We start from the raw sequence: 18,211 nt of genomic DNA on the forward strand, positions 1-18,211 counted from the left end.
CCATCAGCCAGAAGTATAAATTAGATTTATTCAATCTCAAACTCTTTTGGAAGTGTAATGGGTAACGGTTTGTTGCGGTTGCTGATCTGCTCCAGGTAGCTGTCCAGGTCGGCTTTATACTCGAGGTGATAATCTTCGTGCAGGTTCTTTTTAATGAGCTGGATGGTACGCAGCAGCATACGCGCCGTGGAAGTATAAAATACCTTGTAAAAGCTATCGAACTGGCCGGTGTAGTTGCCGAAGATAATGCCTAACGTATACAGGTGCAGTTCTATTTCGGCCTTTGGGTCTTTGGTGATGCGCTTAAAACGGGCAATCTCCTTCACTACTTTACGCAGCGATTTGGCCAGTGCTTTTGTCAGGCTGCGGCCGGTTGCGTTTAGCAGCAGTTCGTGTATCGTATCCTGGCTTTGTTCCTGTAGTTCTTCCAGTGTGCGTTCGCCCAGTTCATACGAAAACATATCGTACAGTTCGGCGTCGCGGCGCACGGCTTTTAGCAGGAGCGTTTCCTTTTCCTTATCGCTAAGTTGTTTGATGGCTTTTTTAAAGGATGCGGAGGGTGCAGGCATCAGGCAAAGTATAAATTACAAAGTATAACTGCTGCAAAGGTACGTAATCTGATCTTTTTATGGTGAACTCCATCGTAGCGTAGCTGTTTTGGAAAGTATACTTTATGAATACAAAAAAGGCGCTGATAACTTCAGCGCCTTTTTTGTATCCTAAGTTTCTTACAGATTCTCGTCGAAATACTGGGTGATCTTTTTCATGAGGTGCACACGGTCTTTGCCGCGTACGTTGTGCGGATGGCCCGGGTAAACGAAATAATCCAGCAATACGCCTTCGTCTACGGCTTTCTTGAGGAAAGCCAGGCTGTGCTGCCAGACTACTACGTCATCCACCGTTCCGTGGATCATCAGCAGTTTGCCGTCCAAGTTTTTTACGTAGTTCAGCAGGTTTGCTTTTTCGTAGCCTTCCGGGTTTTGCTGCGGACTGTCCATGTAACGCTCTGTGTACATGATTTCGTAATATTTCCAGTCGATCACCGGGCCGCCGGCAACACCTACTTTAAACGTGCCTGGCGCGCGCAGCATGGCAGTTGTCGTCATAAAACCACCGAAGCTCCAGCCATGTATACCCAAGCGTGCGGCATCTACATACGGTAAGCCTTTCAGGTATTCCACGCCTTTTAGTTGGTCGGCCAATTCTACGGTGCCTAACTGGCGGAACGGAGCACTTTCGAACGCATGTCCACGACCCGTAGAGCCTCTCGAATCCATGGTGAACACGATGTAGCCTTTCTGCGCCATCAGGTGCATCCAAAGGTTAGCGCCGCCCAGCCAGTTGTTGGTTACCAGCTGTGCGTGCGGCCCGCCATACAAGTACACCACTACCGGGTACTTCTTGTTCTTATCGAAATTTGGAGGGGTGATGATGCGGGTATACAGGTCTGACCCGTCGTCGGCTTTAATCGCTGAGATAACTGTTTCGCCCAAAGTATAGCCGGCCACCGGGTTTTTAGCGTCTAGCAAGGTTTGCTTTACTTTTCCGTCGGTGCCTGTTATCCAGATTTTGCGTGGCGTAACCTGGCTGCTGAAATTATCAAGATAATATTTGCCTGTTGGGCTGAGGGTGGAGTTGTGCGTACCGCTTCCCTGGGAGATGCGCGTCGATTTGCCGGAGCTTAATTGTACTTTGTAAAAATGGCGTTCGAGCGGGCTTTCGGCAGTAGAGCTATAGTATAACGCCTTGCCATCTTTACTGAAACCCTGCACATCCGAAACCAGCCAGTCGCCGCTTGTAAGCTGGCGCAGTTGCTTGCCTGAGGTATCGTACAAGTATAAATGGTCGTAGCCGCTGCGCTCGCTTACCCAAACAAACTGGTTCGGGTTGTTGGGTACAAAGTATAAACCGTGCTCCGGCTCTACGTACTTTTCGTTTTTCTCTTCAAACAGCGTTTTTACAAAATTACCGGTTGCCGCATCGTACTGGTTCAGCTTCATGTGGTTCTGGTCGCGGTTCACGACGGCCACATAAATTTGCTTCTCGTCGGGGCTCCAGGTAATGTTGGTCAAATATTGTTCAGCCGGTTCGCCGGTTTTCAGGTACGTAGTTTTTTTCGTGTTGAGGTTGTACACGCCAACGGTTACATGGTGGCTTTTTCCGCCTGCCATCGGGTACTTAATGTTATTTAGCTTAGCCGGAAGTGGCGTAACATCTACCAGCGGGTAGTCGGTTACCATACTTTGGTCCATGCGGTAAAATGCCAGTTGCTTGCCCGTCGGCGACCAGAATGTACCTTTTGTGATGCCAAATTCAGAGCGGTGTGCTGCCTGACCGTTTACAATGCCTTCGTTTTGCTCGTTTGTGACAGCCACATCGTCGGCACCGGCAGCAGAAATATACAGGTTGTTGCCTTTGGTATAAGCCACGCGCTGGGCAGTCGGGTCGAGTTCCGTGTTTTCAGCATCAGCACTAAAAGAAGTTACCGTTTTAGCTTTTCCTGATTTCAGGTTGTAGTGGTATACTTTATTCTCAGCAACAAACACCATTGTGTTGGCATCGGCCCAGCTCATCTGCGGAAAGCTTTTCAGTTTAGTTGCTCCATTTGCTTCCAGTGCGCTACTCAGTTTAGTTAAGGCCAACAGATTTTCCTGTTTTGTAGATGTCGCTTTGCCACGTACCAGCACTTGCTCGCCGTTGCTTTGCTTCAGGTATACAAAATCATCCGTCCCCGGAATCCAGGAAAGCTGGCGCAGGTTTTCGGGTTGGAGTGCCGGGTTGATCACGGCATCTTCCATGGTTAGCATTTTGCCCTGGCTTTGTGCCTGCAAAGTAGTGGCCAAAAGTATAAACAGGAAAGCAAGCCGCTTAAAATAAGAAGGGGTAGTCATATAAAGTATAAAACTGGTTAAATAAATCGGACTATCAGCATGCAAGAAAGCAGTTAAATTTTTAACGAACAACCTCCCCCTAGCCCCTTCCTAAAGACAGGAGGGGGTAATAGCAGACTTTTAAATTAGCAATCTATTAACCATCTAACTCTAAAATTATTAGTAGCAAAGGGAAATAAACTCAAAAATCACCCCCTCCTGTTTTTAGGAGGGGGCTAGGGGGAGGTGGAATTATAAGCCCATACTTGCTGTTAAAACTAATACCCTGACCAGAAAAGACACGGCTGTTTATACTTTGGAAAGGGCTTCTGAAAATGCTTAAAAATGTGTAATTTTACAGAATGAATTGGGATACTGAGATTTTAATTAAAGAAGACATCGCGGTACTGGAAGCAACAACAGAACTGCGCAACCTGGTAGTATACAACGATGATGTGAACACGTTCGAACACGTGATTGCTACGCTTATAAAAGTATGCCGCCATACCCCTGAGCAAGCTGAGCAATGCACGATGTTGATCCATTACAAAGGCAAGTGCACTGTTAAAATAGGGTCTTACGACGAACTGGAAGGCATGTGTACATCGCTGCACGACAAAGATCTGTCTGCCAATATTGAGTAAGGAGGGTAAATGAATTTTCCGTCGAAACTGATCGAGAACGCCGTGGAAGAGCTGGCCAAGCTACCCGGTATAGGAAGAAAAACGGCCCTGCGCCTCGCGCTGCACCTACTGAAAGAAGAATCAGAGCAAACTTTCCTGCTGGCAGAAGCGATCATCAAAATGCGCGCAGAAGTAAAGCATTGCAAACAATGCCATAATATTTCGGATACCGATGTTTGCGATATCTGCACCAACCCGTTGCGCGAACGCAGCCTGCTGTGTGTGGTTAGCGATATCCGGGATGTGATTGCCATCGAAAATACAGGCCAGTACAAAGGCTTATATCATGTATTGGGTGGTGTTATTTCGCCGATTGATGGCGTTGGTCCGTCCGACCTGCACATCGAATCGTTGCTGGAGCGTTTACCTGGCTCCGAAGTAAGAGAAGTTTTGCTGGCCATCAGCCCGACCATGGAAGGCGATACCACCGCTTTTTACCTGACCCGCAAGCTACGCGACCAGCAGGTGCGCATTACCAGTATAGCGCGCGGCGTGCCGGTAGGCGGCGAACTGGAATACACCGATGAAATAACGCTGGGCCGAAGTATAGTGGAACGCACCGCTTACGGCAAAGTATAAATTTATACTTCAGGTTAACTGAAAAGGCTTTACCAGCAGGTAAAGCCTTTTTTATGTGCAAAGCCAACTCATTTAAACAGGCATTTCCTTTTTATTTATAATCCGAATAGCCAACTTACTTCGCTGAAACAACAGAGAACATAGCCCTTGCATTGTGTTCTCTGAAACATAATAAGTAAATTTGAGGCTAATTTTGAATACAATGCACCAGATAAACGAGGCAAAAACCATACTTTCTGATAGAATAGCGGCACTTTCCGAATCGGCAACTATAGCCATGGCCAAGAAAGGCCGCGAATTAACGGCTCAGGGACACGATGTTATTAATCTGAGCTTCGGAGAGCCCGATTTCCAGACGCCGGATTATATAAAAGAGGCAGCCAAACAAGCGCTGGACGAAGGTTTTACCTTTTATACGCCGGTAGCCGGGTACCCGGAGCTACGCCAGGAAATTGTAAACAAATTCAAGCGCGACAATAACCTCGATTTCAAACCGGAAAATATTGTGGTATCTACGGGTGCCAAGCAAAGTATAGCCAATGCGGTGATGTGTCTGGTTAACCCCGGCGATGAAGTCATTATTTTCTCGCCCTACTGGGTGTCGTACGAAGAGATCGTGAAACTGGCAGAAGGCAAATCAGTGTTGGTGCAGGGTACGCTGGAGAATGATTTTAAAGTTACCGCTGCCCAACTCGAAGAAGCCATCACGCCTCGCACAAAAGTGGTCATGTACTCGTCGCCCTGCAACCCGACAGGAGCCGTTTTCAGTGAAGAAGAACTGTTAGCCATAGCTAAAGTGCTGGAGAAATACCCGGATATCTACATCATCGCAGACGAAATTTACGAGTACATCAACTTTGAAGGCAGGCACGCCAGCATGGCTTCTTTTGATTTTATCCGCGACCGTGTGATCACCATCAACGGGTTTTCGAAAGGCTACGCCATGACCGGCTGGCGCGTGGGTTACCTGGCTGCACACAAAACCATTGCCGATGCCTGCGATAAAATGCAAAGTCAGATTACATCCGGTACGTGTTCAATCGCTCAGAAATCAGCTACGGCCGCATTAAAAGGCGGAAACGCCTCAGCCCTCGAAATGGCCGAAGCTTACCGCCGTCGCCGCGACCTGGTTTTAGACCTGATGCAGGATATTCCGGGACTAAAGACAAATGTACCAACCGGCGCTTTCTATATTTTTCCGGATGTGACGGCTTACTTTGGTAAAAGTTACGAAGGTAAAACCATTAACTCGGCGCTCGACCTGAGTATGTTCCTGCTGACCGATGCGTTGGTTGCGCTTGTAAGCGGCGAAGCGTTTGGAGCACCAACGTGCATCCGTTTTTCGTATGCCACCTCAGACGAGCGGTTGGTAGAGGCACTGCGCCGTATTAAAATTAGCCTGGCAAAGCTGCAATAATGAGTTCGACAAATTCCCTGGAAAATATATTCGCGGCTTTTAATAAGTTGCAGGTATTAGTAGTTGGTGATGTGATGATAGATTCCTATTTATGGGGGAAATCAACACGTATTTCGCCGGAGGCACCTGTCCCGATCGTTAACGTACTGAAGCGTGAAAACCGGTTGGGGGGCGCTGCCAACGTAGCCCTGAACGTGCAGGCGATGGGCGCTACGCCGTTACTTTGCTCTGTAGTAGGGGATGATGTGGATGGCGGTAATCTCCTGCGTTTGCTGGAAGAACGCAACCTGCCCACCGAAGGCATCGTGCAAAGCCCGGAACGCGTTACCACCATTAAACACCGCATTATAGCCGGTGCGCAGCAACTCCTGCGCATCGATTCTGAAATAGAGCACAACCTGGCTCCCCACGAAGAGCGCCACCTTGAAGAGCGTTTTATGCAGTTGCTGGATAAGGCCGATGTCGTGATCTTTGAAGATTATGACAAAGGTGTTTTCTCAAAGGCAAATATCGCCCGTTTCCTGGAGCTTGCCAATGCGCGCAACATCCCATCGGTTATCGACCCGAAAAAGAAAAATTTCCTGAGCTACAAAGGCTGTACGCTTTTCAAACCAAACCTGAAAGAGCTGAAAGAAGGCCTGAAAGTTGACTTTGCCGACGAAAACTTGCCTGCTTTTGAAGAAGCCGTTGCTCAGTTGCAGCAGCAACTACAGACGGAACAGGTATTGGTTACACTTTCGGAGCGCGGTGTTTTTGTAGCGGAAGGCGAGAAGAAAACATACATCGAAGCGCACCACCGTTCCATATCGGATGTGTCCGGGGCAGGCGATACCGTGATCAGTATTGCGGCGCTCTGTATGGCGTTGCGTACGCCACTGCCGTTTATGGCAGGCCTGAGCAACCTGGGTGGCGGCTTGGTTTGCGAGCAGGTGGGCGTCGTACCAATAGATAAGCAACGTTTGCTGGAAGAAGCGCAACGGATCAGCCTGGATAAAATGTATGCAGATCGAATCGTTTAAGCATTTTTTATACGACAGCAAGCTGGCTGTTTATGCCGCAATGCGGCGCATTACCTATGTGCTGGCGTTGCTTGCCCTGGGGCTGCTGGTGTATGCACATGGCGTAGAAGAAAGTGCCGCTGTATTAAGGTTGCTCTATTTTGGAATAGACGCCATCCTGGCAGTTTTCGTCATTATTTATTTTTTCAGGATACTTTATAGTTTCGATCGGCAACGGTTTCTGCAACGCACCTGGTTCGAGGGTATACTCATGCTCATTATTCTGATAAACCAGGTTTGCACGTACCTGCTGGGTTTCCCTATTATCTTCAATATCTTTGAAAGTATAGGTATCCCGTTATCGGTAGAGTTTTACCGGCTGCTGGTTACCTTATACATGCTGGTGCTGCTGATTGTGGAGTTGCTCGAAACAAAAGTGCATCTCAAAACCATCCAGATAAAGCCTTCCATAACCTTCCTGTTAAGCTTTGTTATACTTATTCTGATAGGCGCAATTTTATTTATGCTGCCTAAAATGACAACAGCGCCGGGTGGGCTTCCTTTTATTGATGCGCTCTTTATGGCTACCAGTGCTGGCTGCGTTACGGGGCTGGCTGTAGTAGACCCGGGTACTTATTTTACGTTTTCGGGGCAGATGGTACTGATTGTGCTCATCCAGATCGGAGGCCTTGGGATACTTACGTTTGCTACTTTTTTTGCGTCGCTTATGCGGCAGGGCATCGGAATAAAGCAACACGTTGCCATGCACGAACTTCTGGAAGGCGAGTCTTTGTTCTCAACCAAGCATCTGCTACGCAACCTTATATTGCTTACCTTAACCATAGAAGGTATTGGCGCTTTGATCATCTTTAACACCTGGGGGCCGGAAGCTCAATTTACGACTCTGGGTAACAAGATATTTTACTCGGTATTCCATGCCATTTCTGCTTTTTGCAATGCAGGTTTCTCCCTTTACCCGGCAGGCTTGTATACAGAACCGGTGCGATTCGCTTACATGCTGCATATTACGGTAGCTTTTCTGATCATATTCGGAGGCTTGGGTTTTCCGACTATCATTGATGTTTTTTCGCCTAAAGCAATGCGTGTACGCATGAAAACTCCCTGGAAAAACTGGAAACTATTATCCCGCATTGCCATTTATACTTCTGCCGCCCTGATTATCTTAGGTACGATCGGCTTTTTCTTGCTCGAGTATAACAACACACTAGCTGGTTTAAACTTCAGCGAAGCACTGGTTACTTCTTTTTTCCAGTCGGTGGTTACGCGTACAGCGGGCTTTAACACGGTAGATATTTCGGTTTTAAACACTCCAACGCTGTTGCTCTTTATTGTGCTGATGTTTATCGGTGCTTCGCCGGGCTCTACCGGGGGCGGTATCAAAACAACAACTTTTGTGGTATTATTACTGGCCGTGTCGGCTACGCTCCGCAACAAGCGTCACTTGGAAATAGGAAACCGGACCATTCCGCATTCGGTTGCATATAAAGCTTTTACAGTGTTTACGTTTGCGGTATTTGTGAACATTCTTTTCCTGTTTATACTTTCCATTTCAGATCCGAAGTTTACCATTATCCAGTTGGCTGTAGAGCAGGTTTCGGCATTTGCAACGGTTGGGCTAAGTACAGGTATTACGGCGGGTTTATCAGATGTAGGTAAAACGGTGATTATTCTTTCGATGTATCTGGGCAGGGTAGGGACCTTAACGCTTGCCTTTGCCCTAAGCACGCGTGCCGCTTCTACCGCTTACAAATACCCGGAAACAAACCTGCCTGTAGGTTAATATACTATAAAGTTGTTTAGTATTTTATAATGAGATTGTTTTCGCTGCTCTTGTTGGTGTTTTCACCAGCAAGCGCTAACAGGTTGTCGGTGAAAACACCAACAACGGCGGTTTTTCATTACAAGCGAAAACGCTAAACAGCTTTTATATCTTTACATTTCTAAACCAGAACGGCCAGCTTTACGAAGCTGGCCGTTCTGGTTTTTATACTTTGTTTTATACTTATACTTTGCCGCCGTACTCTTTTACGGTTTCGATAAAGCACTTTACTTTTTCAGGGTCCGTATCCGGGTACACACCGTGGCCAAGGTTGGCAATGTGCCGCTGCGGTCCGAATTGTTTCAGCATTTCGATGGTCTCTTTTTTGATGTTATCGAACGAGCTGTACAGCAGACATGGGTCCAAATTACCTTGTAAGGTCTTGTTCGGGCCAACTTGCTGGCGTGCAAAATCAATTCCGGTATTCCAGTCCAGGCCGATGGTTTGGCAGTTAAGCTTGCCCAGGTCTTCTAAAGCAAAGAAAGCGCCTTTGGCAAAAACAGTAACCGGTACTTCTGGCAGTGCATCGCAGATCTCAGCAATATAAGGCAAAGCAAACGCGCGGTATTGTGCCGGCGAAAGTATACCTGCCCAAGAATCAAATATCTGAATCAGGTTAGCGCCTGCTTCTACCTGCGCTCTTAAATAAGCAATGGTGGTATCCGTGATCATGCGGAGCAACTGGTGCGCCAGCTCCGGGTTTGTATACAACATAGCCCGCGCATGCGAGAACGTTTTAGAGCCGCTGCCTTCTACCATATAGGCTAATATAGTCCAGGGGGCGCCGGCAAAACCGATAAGCGGCACACGTCCGTTCAGGGCTCGTTTTGTAACTTTTATAGCATCCAGCACATAGTGCAGGTGTTCGTGCGGATCGGCAACGCGGAGGGTTTTAAGGTCTTCGGCAGAGCGGATGGTTTTCGGAAAAATAGGGCCGCGTTTCTCGATCATCTCGTAGGTACAACCCATTGCTTCGGGCACCACCAGGATATCAGAAAAAATAATGGCCGCATCTACATCCAGTAAATCAACAGGTTGTATGGTAACTTCTGCAGCCAGTTCCGGGGTTTCTACCAGTTCCTTAAAGCCACTCAGTTTCGCGCGAACAGCACGGTATTCAGGTAAAATACGGCCAGCCTGGCGCATCAGCCATACAGGAGTGCGCTCTACGGTCTCACCTTTGGCAGCTCTTAAAAGTAAATCGTTCTTCAGTTGCATGGTGCAAAGATAAGTTTTAATGTGCTAATTATTAAATGTGCTGATGTGGTTAATTGTTAAATAGTTAATTGTTGAAAAGCTAAATGGGTGAATGTTTATACTTTACTGATAAAAATGCAGTAGGTAAAGTATGAGAGAAGTACTAAATACGCATGTTATTCGAAGATCAGCCCTTAAGCAATTTAACAATCAACCAGCAACAATTCATACTTAGCGCTCGGTGAAGAACAAAGCAGTTAAGGCCGAAACTATAAAGTTAACCCCGATCGAAAGCGAAATAAAACCCATGATACGGGCCAGTGCAGCCAGCCCGGCTTTTCCCATAAAGCGCGTAAGCTGGTGCGAGAACCGGAGTATGATGTAGCTCAGCGTTGCCAGTAAAACGATCCCGATCAAAATCAGAAACATATCGAAGTAGGAGAGCGAGGTGGTAAACAAACCGATGCTGATAGCAATAGAACCCGGCCCCGAAAGCATGGGCATAGCCAGTGGCGTAAAAGAAATATCTTCTTTCAGCTGGCTTTCTTCTACCACATCCTGCGAAATTTTCTTTTTGTTCGCGCCTGGCGTCAGCATATCAAAACCGGCGCGCATAATCATTAAACCACCTGCAATGCGAAGATCGTGAATGCGGATTCCGAAGAAATTAAGCACATACTGCCCCGCCAGAAAAAACACTGCCAGAATGCCTACCATAAACAAACAGGCTTTCAGGGCTTGCTGGTTACGGTGTGCAGGCGTGTCGTCCTGGGTAAGGGTCAGGAAAACGGGCATCGCTCCGAACGGATTCACGACAGAAAATAAAGCGGTAAAAGTGGCAAGTATGATTTCCATGCAGCGGGGGTCAGAAAGTTGATCGAATCTTAAATATAGGTTTTGCAGCCGTAAATACAAAGTATAGCTGCGCAGTGCAGCAGGATCGTTTTTATACTTCAATTAAATAAAAGTCGGTTATCTTAAGTAATTCTCTTTTGTCTCCGGTCTTAATCCTTATTTTTGAGAAACGAAACAACCACCTTATTTCCGGATACATGAAAGGAGAAGTAAAGCTTGGCATATTGGGCGGCGGGCAACTGGGCCGTATGCTCCTGCAGGCCGCACTCGATTTTAATCTTTATACGTTGGTGTTAGACCCCGACGAAAACGCACCTTGCAAGAATATTTGCAACGAGTTTTTTACGGGCAGCTTCCGCGATTTCGATACGGTTTATAACTTCGGCAAGCACTGCCATATTCTTACCATCGAAATAGAGCACGTAAACTGCGACGCCCTGGAAAAGCTGGAGCAGGAAGGCGTAAAAGTATACCCCGATGCGCGCACCGTGCGTACCATTCAGGATAAAGGCTTACAGAAGGAGTTTTACAAACTGCACAGTATCCCTACTTCGGAGTTCAGAACACTGAAAAATAAGGTTGAACTGGAGCAACACACCGATTTCTTACCGGCATTCCAGAAGCTGCGCCGCGAAGGTTACGATGGCCGCGGTGTAACGAGGTTAACTTCAGAATCAGATTTCGGAAAAGCCTTTGAAGAACCAAGTATACTGGAAAAGCTGGTCGATTTTGAGAAGGAGATTTCTGTGATCGTGGCCCGTAACGCCAACGGCGAAGTAACGGCTTTCCCGGTGGTGGAACTGAGTTTTCATCCGGAGCATAATTTAGTGGATTCGTTGTTTGCGCCAGCCAATGTGCCGTATAAATTGCAACGCCACGCCATCGAAATTGCCACCCGCGTAATCGAAGCTTTTGGCATGGTAGGTATACTTGCCGTGGAAATGTTCCAGACCAAAGACGGCCAAATTTTAGTGAATGAAGTAGCGCCACGCCCGCACAACAGCGGCCACCATACGATCAAAGCAAATTATACTTCGCAGTACGAACAGCATCTGCGCGCCATCCTAAACCTGCCGCTTGGCTCCACCGAAATACAAAGTGCGGCCGTAATGCTGAACCTGCTGGGCGAGCCCGGTTTTGATGGCGAAGCTGCCTACGAAGGGTTACAGGAAGCACTAGCCGTGCCGGGAGTGTACATTCATTTATACGGTAAAAAGTATACCCGCCCCGCCCGTAAAATGGGGCATATAACCGTACTCGGGCAAAATATAGAAGAGGCGCAGCAACGAGCCGCGTCGGTTAAAGATGTTATCAAAGTAAAAGCATAAGTATGGCCGAAGAAACGACAACAAACCAGCCATTGGTTGGGATTATAATGGGCAGTCAGTCAGACCTGAAGGTGATGGAAGCTGCTGCGGAAGTGCTGGATGTATTGAAAGTGCCGTATGAACTGACCATTGTTTCGGCGCACCGCACCCCTCACCGCATGCTGGAATATGCCGAAAATGCGCGCAAACGTGGGTTGAAAGTAATTATTGCCGGAGCCGGTGGTGCTGCGCATTTGCCGGGTATGGTGGCTTCGCTTACAACCTTGCCTGTTATTGGTGTGCCTGTAAAATCAAGCAACTCGATTGATGGCTGGGATTCGGTATTATCTATACTGCAGATGCCGGGCGGTATACCGGTGGCTACCGTGGCCCTGAACGGCGCACAGAATGCCGGTATTTTGGCTGCACAAATTCTGGGTACATCCAGCGCCGCCGTTGCTGACCGACTCGAAAAGTATAAAATCAGCCTAAAAGATAAAGTACTGCGCTCGGTGGAAGAACTGAAGCGTGGCGATATGGATGTAGATTAACTATAAAACAGAAGAGGCAGCATGATTAAGTGCTGCCTCTTCTGTTTTATACGTTAAAATAAGCGCTGCTACTGGTGGGGTTGCAGCGTTATACTTTTGCTTAAGCCATCCAGTTTCTCCTGTTTCATTTTCAGGATAGTGCCATGGTTTTCTTTCATCGTTTTAAACTTCCCGAAGCTGGATAGCCGCAACTGCAGCGCTTTAAGTTTAAGTGTTGTTATTTTGCCTTTATCAGAGTTTGGCGAAAACCTCATCTTATTAAGCAGGAGCGGGTAGGTCTGCTTCGCAAACTTCATAAATAAACTAAAGTATTTGTTTGTGAAGGATTTGTCTGAAATGCAGCCGTAGTTTATGATAAGCTGATAAGGAACCAGCACTTCGAAGCATTTGGCCCGCTCCTTAAAGAAACGAAGGTAATACTCCCACTGCAGGCGGTCTTTCGGCATAAAGTGTTTAAATAGGAGCCTTTCGTCGTACCAGATATCATAGCCGGCTAATACCAGGGCATAGCACAATTCATAATCTCCGCCCGAGCTCAGGTTAGCTGCCACCCTGTCGCTTAACATGGGCCTGAAACCAGCTTCTATTACACCATTATAGGCCGATTTACGGACAACACACCCGGCGCCATATACAGCATTGCGCGGAACCTTGCCTGATACGTTTGCCTGTTTCCCGTTCGCAAAAAGGGGGAGTGCAGCAGCCCAGGCCGGTGGCTCTATTTCGTATACCAACTCTCCAAAACCACCAAGCGCGCCCACAGAAGGGTGTTCGAGCATGATGTTATAAGCTAGCTCCACGTATCCCGGGTTCAGCCAGTTATCATCATCACAAAATATAATAAATTCATATTTCGCTTTCTCGAGTGCCAGTTCGCGGGCAAATGTTAGCCCGGGCTTTGGTTGCTGGTACAGCGAGAAAGGAATATTGCTTTGATACTTGGCCCACTCCTGGCAGACTACCTCAGATGTATGATCAGTAGATGCATTATCAACAACGATCACTTCCCATGGGATAGACGCATGTACCTGTTGCTGTGAGATATAGCGTAATGTTTCCGGAAGGCGCGCAACGCCATTATAAGTGCAGATTATTACTGAAACGCCTAAAATCATACTTTATTAAAAGTTACTTTGAAGTATATTTTAGCTGTTTTCCAGAAGAGTAAGGGTGTTTTGTATAACCGGAGCGCCTGCTTTACCTGCGCATAAACGGCTTGTTTGTTTTTGGATCTGGACCAAAGCTGGCTGGCTGTTTTAAGTCCGTAGGCAGCATAATAACTTTTTGACCTGCGCAGGACCTCCTGTCGCTGGTTAAGTGGTAGGTACGTTTGTATCAAGTTGATAACATTGCTTATGTCTTCCAGGTTCTGGCCTGTCAGGTATTTGTTTTCTGTAATTGAGTTTGTGTGTTTCCGGTAATCGGCCAGAATTTCCGGAGTATACGCTACAGGATAATGCTTGGCAATGCGCACCCACATTTCCCAATCTTCGCCATATGTTAAGCCATAAAAAGATCCCAGCTTTTCGTATACTTCGCGTCGCACTACCTTAGCTACATATTGTGTCCGCTGCCTTTCCGCAATCTGCACGAGCCAGTTCTCTAAGATCCCGTCCTTTTGTATGATACGACCCTGATCATATATTCTGGCGCCATTTTCATCTACGCAGCTATAACGGCAAAAAGCTGCACCCGCTTCCGGGTATTGCTCAAAGAGGGATGTTATTTTTGCATAAAACCCTTCCCGTACTTTATCATCGCCATGTAACAGGTGTACCAACTGGCCCTGTGCCCGGTTAATACAGGTTTCGAAATTACGCAGGCTGCCTACGTTCTGTGGTTGTCTGTAGTATTTAATGCGGCCTTTGCCAATCTCGTTTACCAACGCTTCCACATCTGTATCGGTGCTGGCATCGTCCACTACCTCTATCTGCATCATATCTTCGGATATTTGCTGGCGAAGCAGGCAGTTGAGGGTCTGGGGCAGAAATATGGAACAGTTATATACAGGTATCATTACTGACCATAAGGGCCTTTCCCGATCGGAAGGAAGGGGCAGGATAGCAGGTGGCGAAGCAGGTATTCTTGTCATTGGTTTTTAGGCCTGTTCTTAAGGTACGGTTAGTAATATTACATGTGTTTTTATGCGTTACTGTTTGTTTTCTCTTGTACTTGTTGCGAGGGTACCGGGGCAGCAGGCTCATTTCTTATATAAGCCTGCTTATCTTCTGATGGTGTTTTAGCGGCTATCTTACAGGCATATGCCTGGCTGGCCCTGTAAGCCCCAGGGCTCTGCAGCATGCCAGCTAATTCTATCAGAACAAACTTTCTGGAAAGGGGTGCACGTGGCTTTAAAAAATTCCGGAAATGCCAAGTTCCTATCCAATCTAGTAAAAAAAATATCAGGATAGAAGACAATTTAATGTTCTTATTTTTAAAACATGTAATAAGGTAACAACCAAAGCTGCGGCCATTGTCTTTTATCTGTTTTTGAAGCTCAGGCAGATGCTGCCGGTGTGTATGCCAAACCAGCATGGCCGGGTCGTAAACAAAAGTATAGCCTTTACTGAGTAGCCTGAAAAACATCTCAATATCGCCGGCGCCACAGCTAGGCGTACCTACGTCCAGTGCCGTATCAAAAAGCCCTGTCTGTTGAAATATAGCACGCCTGAAAGCCATATTGACACCTATGCCAACGCTTCCGGACCGGAGCATCTGGCGATCTGACAAAGTTTTTCGGGATAGTTTTCTGTATGAAAAACCATGCCCCATACCACCATAACCAAACTCGAAAATGTGCTGTGCCCTGGTTTCTAGTTCTGCAGGAGCCACAAGGCCGGTAACAGCAGTTACGTCCGGGTCGGCTAAAGTTTTAGCTATTGCCTGTAGCCAGAATTTATCTACACAGGCATCATCATCCGTAAAGGCTACTATACTGTAGTTGGCTTCTGCAATACCGCGGTTGCGGGCCCAGTCCAACCCAGGGCGGTCTTCGCGCACATAACGTACTGGCATACCAGTTGTCAGTTCCAGGGTATCATTGTTAGAGGGTGCATTATCCACCACAATAATCTCGAAGGTCGGATACTCCAGAGTAAATAACGTATCCAGGCAACGCGCCAGAAACTGTGTACGATTACGCGTACAAACAATCACACTGATGCCTTCTGAAGTATGAGCGGCTGGTACAGAAGCCTGGACCGGCATAAACTGGCGGCGTTGTGCCTGATGCAAAAGACGATAGCCGATCTTATTTTTTATAACTTCCTCCAGGTGCTCCTTTGTTATTTGGTTAACCTGAGCGGTTGGAATCGTTATCCAGCCAAGTGGTAAACGGTTATAACGCACCAGTATATGGTAACTTTTGTAAGCCGCATCTACCTGTATCGCAGTCAGCCCCTCGCTCAGTTCAACTTCAAGTACTTTAGTTTGCATAAAGTATGTTTTGTGGTTGAGAATTCAGTTTGCTGCTATCTGCTGTTAATTTATCAAGGGCAAGCGCCTGCGATAGCTGCCAGCTATACCGATGCGCTAACTCGGCGCGTAGGTGCATGCCGCGCAAAGGCTCAGCGCCATGTTGTGGCGCAATAATGCCTATGAACTGGTCACCGTAACGTAAGTTGACCGTTGCAGGGCGTAGCTGGTCTACCTGTGCTTCTGCATTTTGCATGCCCTGGTCCAGGTTGATGTCCACTGCCGGAACAGGTATAAGTGGCTTTCTGTATTCCCGTATATAGTTACGGAGTTGTACCAGGTTCGGCAATTGGTCAGAAACGCCTTTCATATACCAGTAATACTGTAGTATTCTGGAGTACTTGTGCCATCTTTTCCGGGAGTTTATCTTCAGGAGGAGGTCAACCCAAGCTGCCAGTATAAAAGCAAACAGATTACCGATAGCAGGCACCCTGAAAACCAGCGTAAATAAGAGCCTGCGTACCCTGGCATGTCTTTTTGAATAGGACGCAAAGTATAAATTACGAACTAAATCAGGGTGTAAGCGGCCAAACTGCACATCGGCATTCCCTTCCTGGCGTTTGCGTGTAAGCGATCTGCTGAAGTCGGTTGCTTCGTCGCGGTGCACAGCCCAGGCATCCGTAGAGAAATAAAAATCTACCCCGGCTTTGATCAGCCTGACACCAAACTCGTAATCTTCGCGGCAACGCAGGGTTTCTTCGAAGCCGTTGAGCTGCTTGAAGACGGTGGCCGGTAAAGAGAAGTTACCGCTTAGCAAATCAGTATACATAAAACGGTAGCCTGGCTGCCGCATGGTATAAAACTTACTTTCCCACCATGATCTGAGCCGGGTAATATATTTGCCAGTAAGTTTGGTTGATTTGTAAGGCAGGTACCCGATTACAACCCGGTTAGGAATAGTATGCGCCAGTACATGTGCCTGCACCAGACCAGGACACGGCTCCAGGTCATCATCCAGAAAAATAAGTAGTGTGCCCTGGGCCACGGCTACGCCACGGTTTCGGGCAACAGATGGCCCCTGGTTAGTTAACTCGATCAGTTGTAGTTTATAGGGTACATCGAGGGCAGCAACAATGTCTTTGGTTTGGTTATTACAGCCATCTGCCACAACAATAACCTCCAGCAAGTGCATAGGATAATCCTGAACAGCAAGTCCGTTAAGTAACCTCCCCAAAGATTCCGGGCGATTATGGGTGGGTATGATAATGCTGACTTCCTGTTCGTTATACATGGGCTGCACGTGCTTTTAGCTTTTTTCTTGATTTAAAGTATAAACCTGGTCCGGCCAGGCAGCCTTTCAGTTCGGCAAGTATAAGGGGAGCAGGGATGGCGCCCGGGCGTTTTAACAATGCTTTTACAAGCGATTTTAGCTGGCTGTACCAAAACCAATTGAACGCAATTTTAAAAACGCCCCATTCTTTGTTTATAAGTAAGTGGCGGGTTAAGAGTGCATAAACACCTACGCCGTAGCCATACAAAGTAGATTCCAGTTCCTGCATGGATCTGCGGTGGCGGTGCCAGCTGAGTGCGGCCGGCTCGTATATGATCGTATAACCTGCTACTAATATTCGTGTAAATATCTCGTGGTCGCCGCCAGAGTGAGTAGGTGTTCCGGCATCCAGTGCTTCATCAAAAAAACCAACCTCGTGGCAGATACTTTTGCGCAGCGCCATGTTCGCGCCTGCCCCTATACGGCCGGTTGCCAGCGGGTTTAACGTATTTTCGGAGTGAAGTATGCGTCGGAAACCACGGCCAAAGGGTGTAAATTTTTCAAATGTTTCCTGGGCTTCTGTTTCTAATTCCAGTGGCATGGTTAAACCGGTTACACACTGCACTAACGGGTAACTGAAATTTAGCAGGATGGCTTTTAACCAGCCTGCATCGGGGGTGGCATCATCATCTGTAAAAGCCACAATTTCGTTTGACGCCTCACGCATGGCTCTGTTGCGGGCTACATTTAAACCTGGCCGGTCTTCGCGTACGTAACGTACGCGTGGGTAAGCGGCAACCAGCTTTTGCGTGGCATCCGTTGAGGGGCAGTTATCAATTATTAGAAATTCCTGGCCAAGATCAGGTAGGCGCATCAGGGCTTCCAGGCACCGTTCCAGATCATCGGGCCTGTCGCGGGTGCAAACAGCTATTGTAGCGCCAGGCAAAGTATAACCTGCCACAGCTTTTTCGTCCCAGTTTAAATAAGCATGCACCTGGCTTTGCCATAACGTATGGCTGACCGTATTTAAGATTTTAGATAGATTCTCCGTGATCTCTACTATGCCGTTTCGTACATCCAGTATAATTTTTCCTTCCGGGCGGCCTTTGTACCTCAGCAAAACAAAAGCCTTAGTATAATGCCCCGAAACAGAAACGTTTGGCGGTAGGTTTTCCAGTTCCAGATCAAGTACAGCTGTTGCCATGAAGTATAAAGTATAAATCGTTGTAA

General features: G+C 47.3%; 16 protein-coding genes. 7 read left to right on the forward strand and 9 right to left on the reverse strand.

The window, feature by feature from the left end; all coding sequences use genetic code 11:
- Window positions 1–26: 26 nt before the first annotated feature.
- Together DP923_RS11235 and DP923_RS11240 are read right to left on the reverse strand one after the other, a co-directional pair.
- On the reverse strand, window positions 27–569 hold the full coding sequence (locus DP923_RS11235) for a hypothetical protein (RefSeq protein WP_112305946.1): 543 nt from the start codon (window positions 567–569) through the stop codon (window positions 27–29).
- Window positions 570–728: 159 nt separating this feature from the next.
- Window positions 729–2,891 carry a S9 family peptidase gene (locus DP923_RS11240; RefSeq protein ID WP_112305947.1) on the reverse strand — a complete coding sequence of 721 codons (2,163 nt, stop codon included), beginning with the start codon at window positions 2,889–2,891 and terminating at the stop codon, window positions 729–731.
- A 341-nt stretch (window positions 2,892–3,232) separates the two neighbouring features.
- Here DP923_RS11240 and DP923_RS11245 point away from each other — a divergent pair, with 341 nt between their 5' ends.
- The 5 genes from DP923_RS11245 to DP923_RS11265 all read left to right on the forward strand — a co-directional run bounded on the left by DP923_RS11245 (window position 3,233) and on the right by DP923_RS11265 (window position 8,348).
- Entirely contained in the window at window positions 3,233–3,514 is a 282-nt protein-coding gene (locus tag DP923_RS11245) for an ATP-dependent Clp protease adaptor ClpS (protein WP_112305948.1), read from the forward strand.
- Window positions 3,515–3,523: 9 nt separating this feature from the next.
- A complete protein-coding gene (gene recR, locus DP923_RS11250) occupies window positions 3,524–4,132 on the forward strand; it encodes a recombination mediator RecR (protein WP_112305949.1) in 609 nt (202 codons plus the stop codon).
- Between the two features lie 202 nt (window positions 4,133–4,334).
- Complete coding sequence (locus tag DP923_RS11255) at window positions 4,335–5,549, forward strand: pyridoxal phosphate-dependent aminotransferase (protein WP_112305950.1); 1,215 nt, start codon at window positions 4,335–4,337, stop codon at window positions 5,547–5,549.
- Window positions 5,549–6,568, forward strand: coding sequence for a bifunctional heptose 7-phosphate kinase/heptose 1-phosphate adenyltransferase (locus DP923_RS11260; RefSeq protein WP_112305951.1), 1,020 nt, complete (start codon window positions 5,549–5,551; stop codon window positions 6,566–6,568). Before DP923_RS11255 ends, DP923_RS11260 begins: the two co-directional genes overlap by 1 nt.
- The gene (locus DP923_RS11265) at window positions 6,549–8,348 is read left to right on the forward strand and encodes a TrkH family potassium uptake protein (protein WP_112305952.1); all 1,800 of its coding nucleotides are present in this window, start codon (window positions 6,549–6,551) and stop codon (window positions 8,346–8,348) included. Before DP923_RS11260 ends, DP923_RS11265 begins: the two co-directional genes overlap by 20 nt.
- A gap of 222 nt (window positions 8,349–8,570) precedes the next feature.
- Here DP923_RS11265 and hemE read toward each other — a convergent pair whose 3' ends face one another.
- Window positions 8,571–9,605: a uroporphyrinogen decarboxylase gene (gene hemE / locus DP923_RS11270; RefSeq protein ID WP_112305953.1), complete on the reverse strand. Its 1,035-nt coding sequence runs from the start codon at window positions 9,603–9,605 to the stop codon at window positions 8,571–8,573.
- A 210-nt stretch (window positions 9,606–9,815) separates the two neighbouring features.
- Window positions 9,816–10,439 (reverse strand): MarC family NAAT transporter, encoded by a 624-nt coding sequence (locus DP923_RS11275; RefSeq protein WP_112306251.1) that lies wholly within the window; start codon window positions 10,437–10,439, stop codon window positions 9,816–9,818.
- A gap of 197 nt (window positions 10,440–10,636) precedes the next feature.
- On the opposite strand from DP923_RS11275, the gene DP923_RS11280 reads away from it, so the two are divergent.
- Together DP923_RS11280 and purE are read left to right on the forward strand one after the other, a co-directional pair.
- Entirely contained in the window at window positions 10,637–11,767 is a 1,131-nt protein-coding gene (locus DP923_RS11280) for a 5-(carboxyamino)imidazole ribonucleotide synthase (protein WP_112305954.1), read from the forward strand.
- Window positions 11,768–11,769: 2 nt separating this feature from the next.
- Window positions 11,770–12,297, forward strand: coding sequence for a 5-(carboxyamino)imidazole ribonucleotide mutase (gene purE / locus DP923_RS11285; RefSeq protein ID WP_112305955.1), 528 nt, complete (start codon window positions 11,770–11,772; stop codon window positions 12,295–12,297).
- 68 nt (window positions 12,298–12,365) lie between these two features.
- On the opposite strand, the gene DP923_RS11290 is transcribed toward purE, so the two are convergent.
- From DP923_RS11290 to DP923_RS11310, 5 genes are read right to left on the reverse strand one after another with little or no spacing between them, the layout of a single operon-like run.
- Entirely contained in the window at window positions 12,366–13,412 is a 1,047-nt protein-coding gene (locus DP923_RS11290) for a glycosyltransferase (protein ID WP_112305956.1), read from the reverse strand.
- On the reverse strand, window positions 13,409–14,389 hold the full coding sequence (locus DP923_RS11295) for a glycosyltransferase family 2 protein (RefSeq protein ID WP_112305957.1): 981 nt from the start codon (window positions 14,387–14,389) through the stop codon (window positions 13,409–13,411). Before DP923_RS11295 ends, DP923_RS11290 begins: the two co-directional genes overlap by 4 nt.
- Before the next feature lie 50 nt (window positions 14,390–14,439).
- Entirely contained in the window at window positions 14,440–15,732 is a 1,293-nt protein-coding gene (locus DP923_RS11300; RefSeq protein ID WP_112305958.1) for a glycosyltransferase, read from the reverse strand.
- Window positions 15,722–17,002 (reverse strand): glycosyltransferase, encoded by a 1,281-nt coding sequence (locus DP923_RS11305; RefSeq protein WP_112305959.1) that lies wholly within the window; start codon window positions 17,000–17,002, stop codon window positions 15,722–15,724. Before DP923_RS11305 ends, DP923_RS11300 begins: the two co-directional genes overlap by 11 nt.
- Complete coding sequence (locus DP923_RS11310) at window positions 16,995–18,185, reverse strand: glycosyltransferase family 2 protein (RefSeq protein WP_112305960.1); 1,191 nt, start codon at window positions 18,183–18,185, stop codon at window positions 16,995–16,997. Before DP923_RS11310 ends, DP923_RS11305 begins: the two co-directional genes overlap by 8 nt.
- Window positions 18,186–18,211 lie beyond the last annotated feature (26 nt).

Source organism: Pontibacter arcticus, from assembly GCF_003284895.1.
Taxonomy (GTDB): Bacteria; Bacteroidota; Bacteroidia; order Cytophagales; family Hymenobacteraceae; genus Pontibacter; species Pontibacter arcticus.

Coding starts and splice junctions, on each gene's coding strand:
- DP923_RS11300 (WP_112305958.1), bottom strand. CDS start 15,732: ATGCAAACTAAAGTACTTGAAGTTGAACTGAGCGAGGGGCTGACTGCG.
- DP923_RS11260 (WP_112305951.1), top strand. CDS start 5,549: ATGAGTTCGACAAATTCCCTGGAAAATATATTCGCGGCTTTTAATAAG.
- recR (WP_112305949.1), top strand. CDS start 3,524: ATGAATTTTCCGTCGAAACTGATCGAGAACGCCGTGGAAGAGCTGGCC.
- DP923_RS11290 (WP_112305956.1), bottom strand. CDS start 13,412: ATGATTTTAGGCGTTTCAGTAATAATCTGCACTTATAATGGCGTTGCG.
- DP923_RS11280 (WP_112305954.1), top strand. CDS start 10,637: ATGAAAGGAGAAGTAAAGCTTGGCATATTGGGCGGCGGGCAACTGGGC.
- DP923_RS11245 (WP_112305948.1), top strand. CDS start 3,233: ATGAATTGGGATACTGAGATTTTAATTAAAGAAGACATCGCGGTACTG.
- purE (WP_112305955.1), top strand. CDS start 11,770: ATGGCCGAAGAAACGACAACAAACCAGCCATTGGTTGGGATTATAATG.
- DP923_RS11235 (WP_112305946.1), bottom strand. CDS start 569: ATGCCTGCACCCTCCGCATCCTTTAAAAAAGCCATCAAACAACTTAGC.
- DP923_RS11310 (WP_112305960.1), bottom strand. CDS start 18,185: ATGGCAACAGCTGTACTTGATCTGGAACTGGAAAACCTACCGCCAAAC.
- DP923_RS11265 (WP_112305952.1), top strand. CDS start 6,549: ATGCAGATCGAATCGTTTAAGCATTTTTTATACGACAGCAAGCTGGCT.
- DP923_RS11275 (WP_112306251.1), bottom strand. CDS start 10,439: ATGGAAATCATACTTGCCACTTTTACCGCTTTATTTTCTGTCGTGAAT.
- hemE (WP_112305953.1), bottom strand. CDS start 9,605: ATGCAACTGAAGAACGATTTACTTTTAAGAGCTGCCAAAGGTGAGACC.
- DP923_RS11305 (WP_112305959.1), bottom strand. CDS start 17,002: ATGTATAACGAACAGGAAGTCAGCATTATCATACCCACCCATAATCGC.
- DP923_RS11240 (WP_112305947.1), bottom strand. CDS start 2,891: ATGACTACCCCTTCTTATTTTAAGCGGCTTGCTTTCCTGTTTATACTT.
- DP923_RS11255 (WP_112305950.1), top strand. CDS start 4,335: ATGCACCAGATAAACGAGGCAAAAACCATACTTTCTGATAGAATAGCG.
- DP923_RS11295 (WP_112305957.1), bottom strand. CDS start 14,389: ATGACAAGAATACCTGCTTCGCCACCTGCTATCCTGCCCCTTCCTTCC.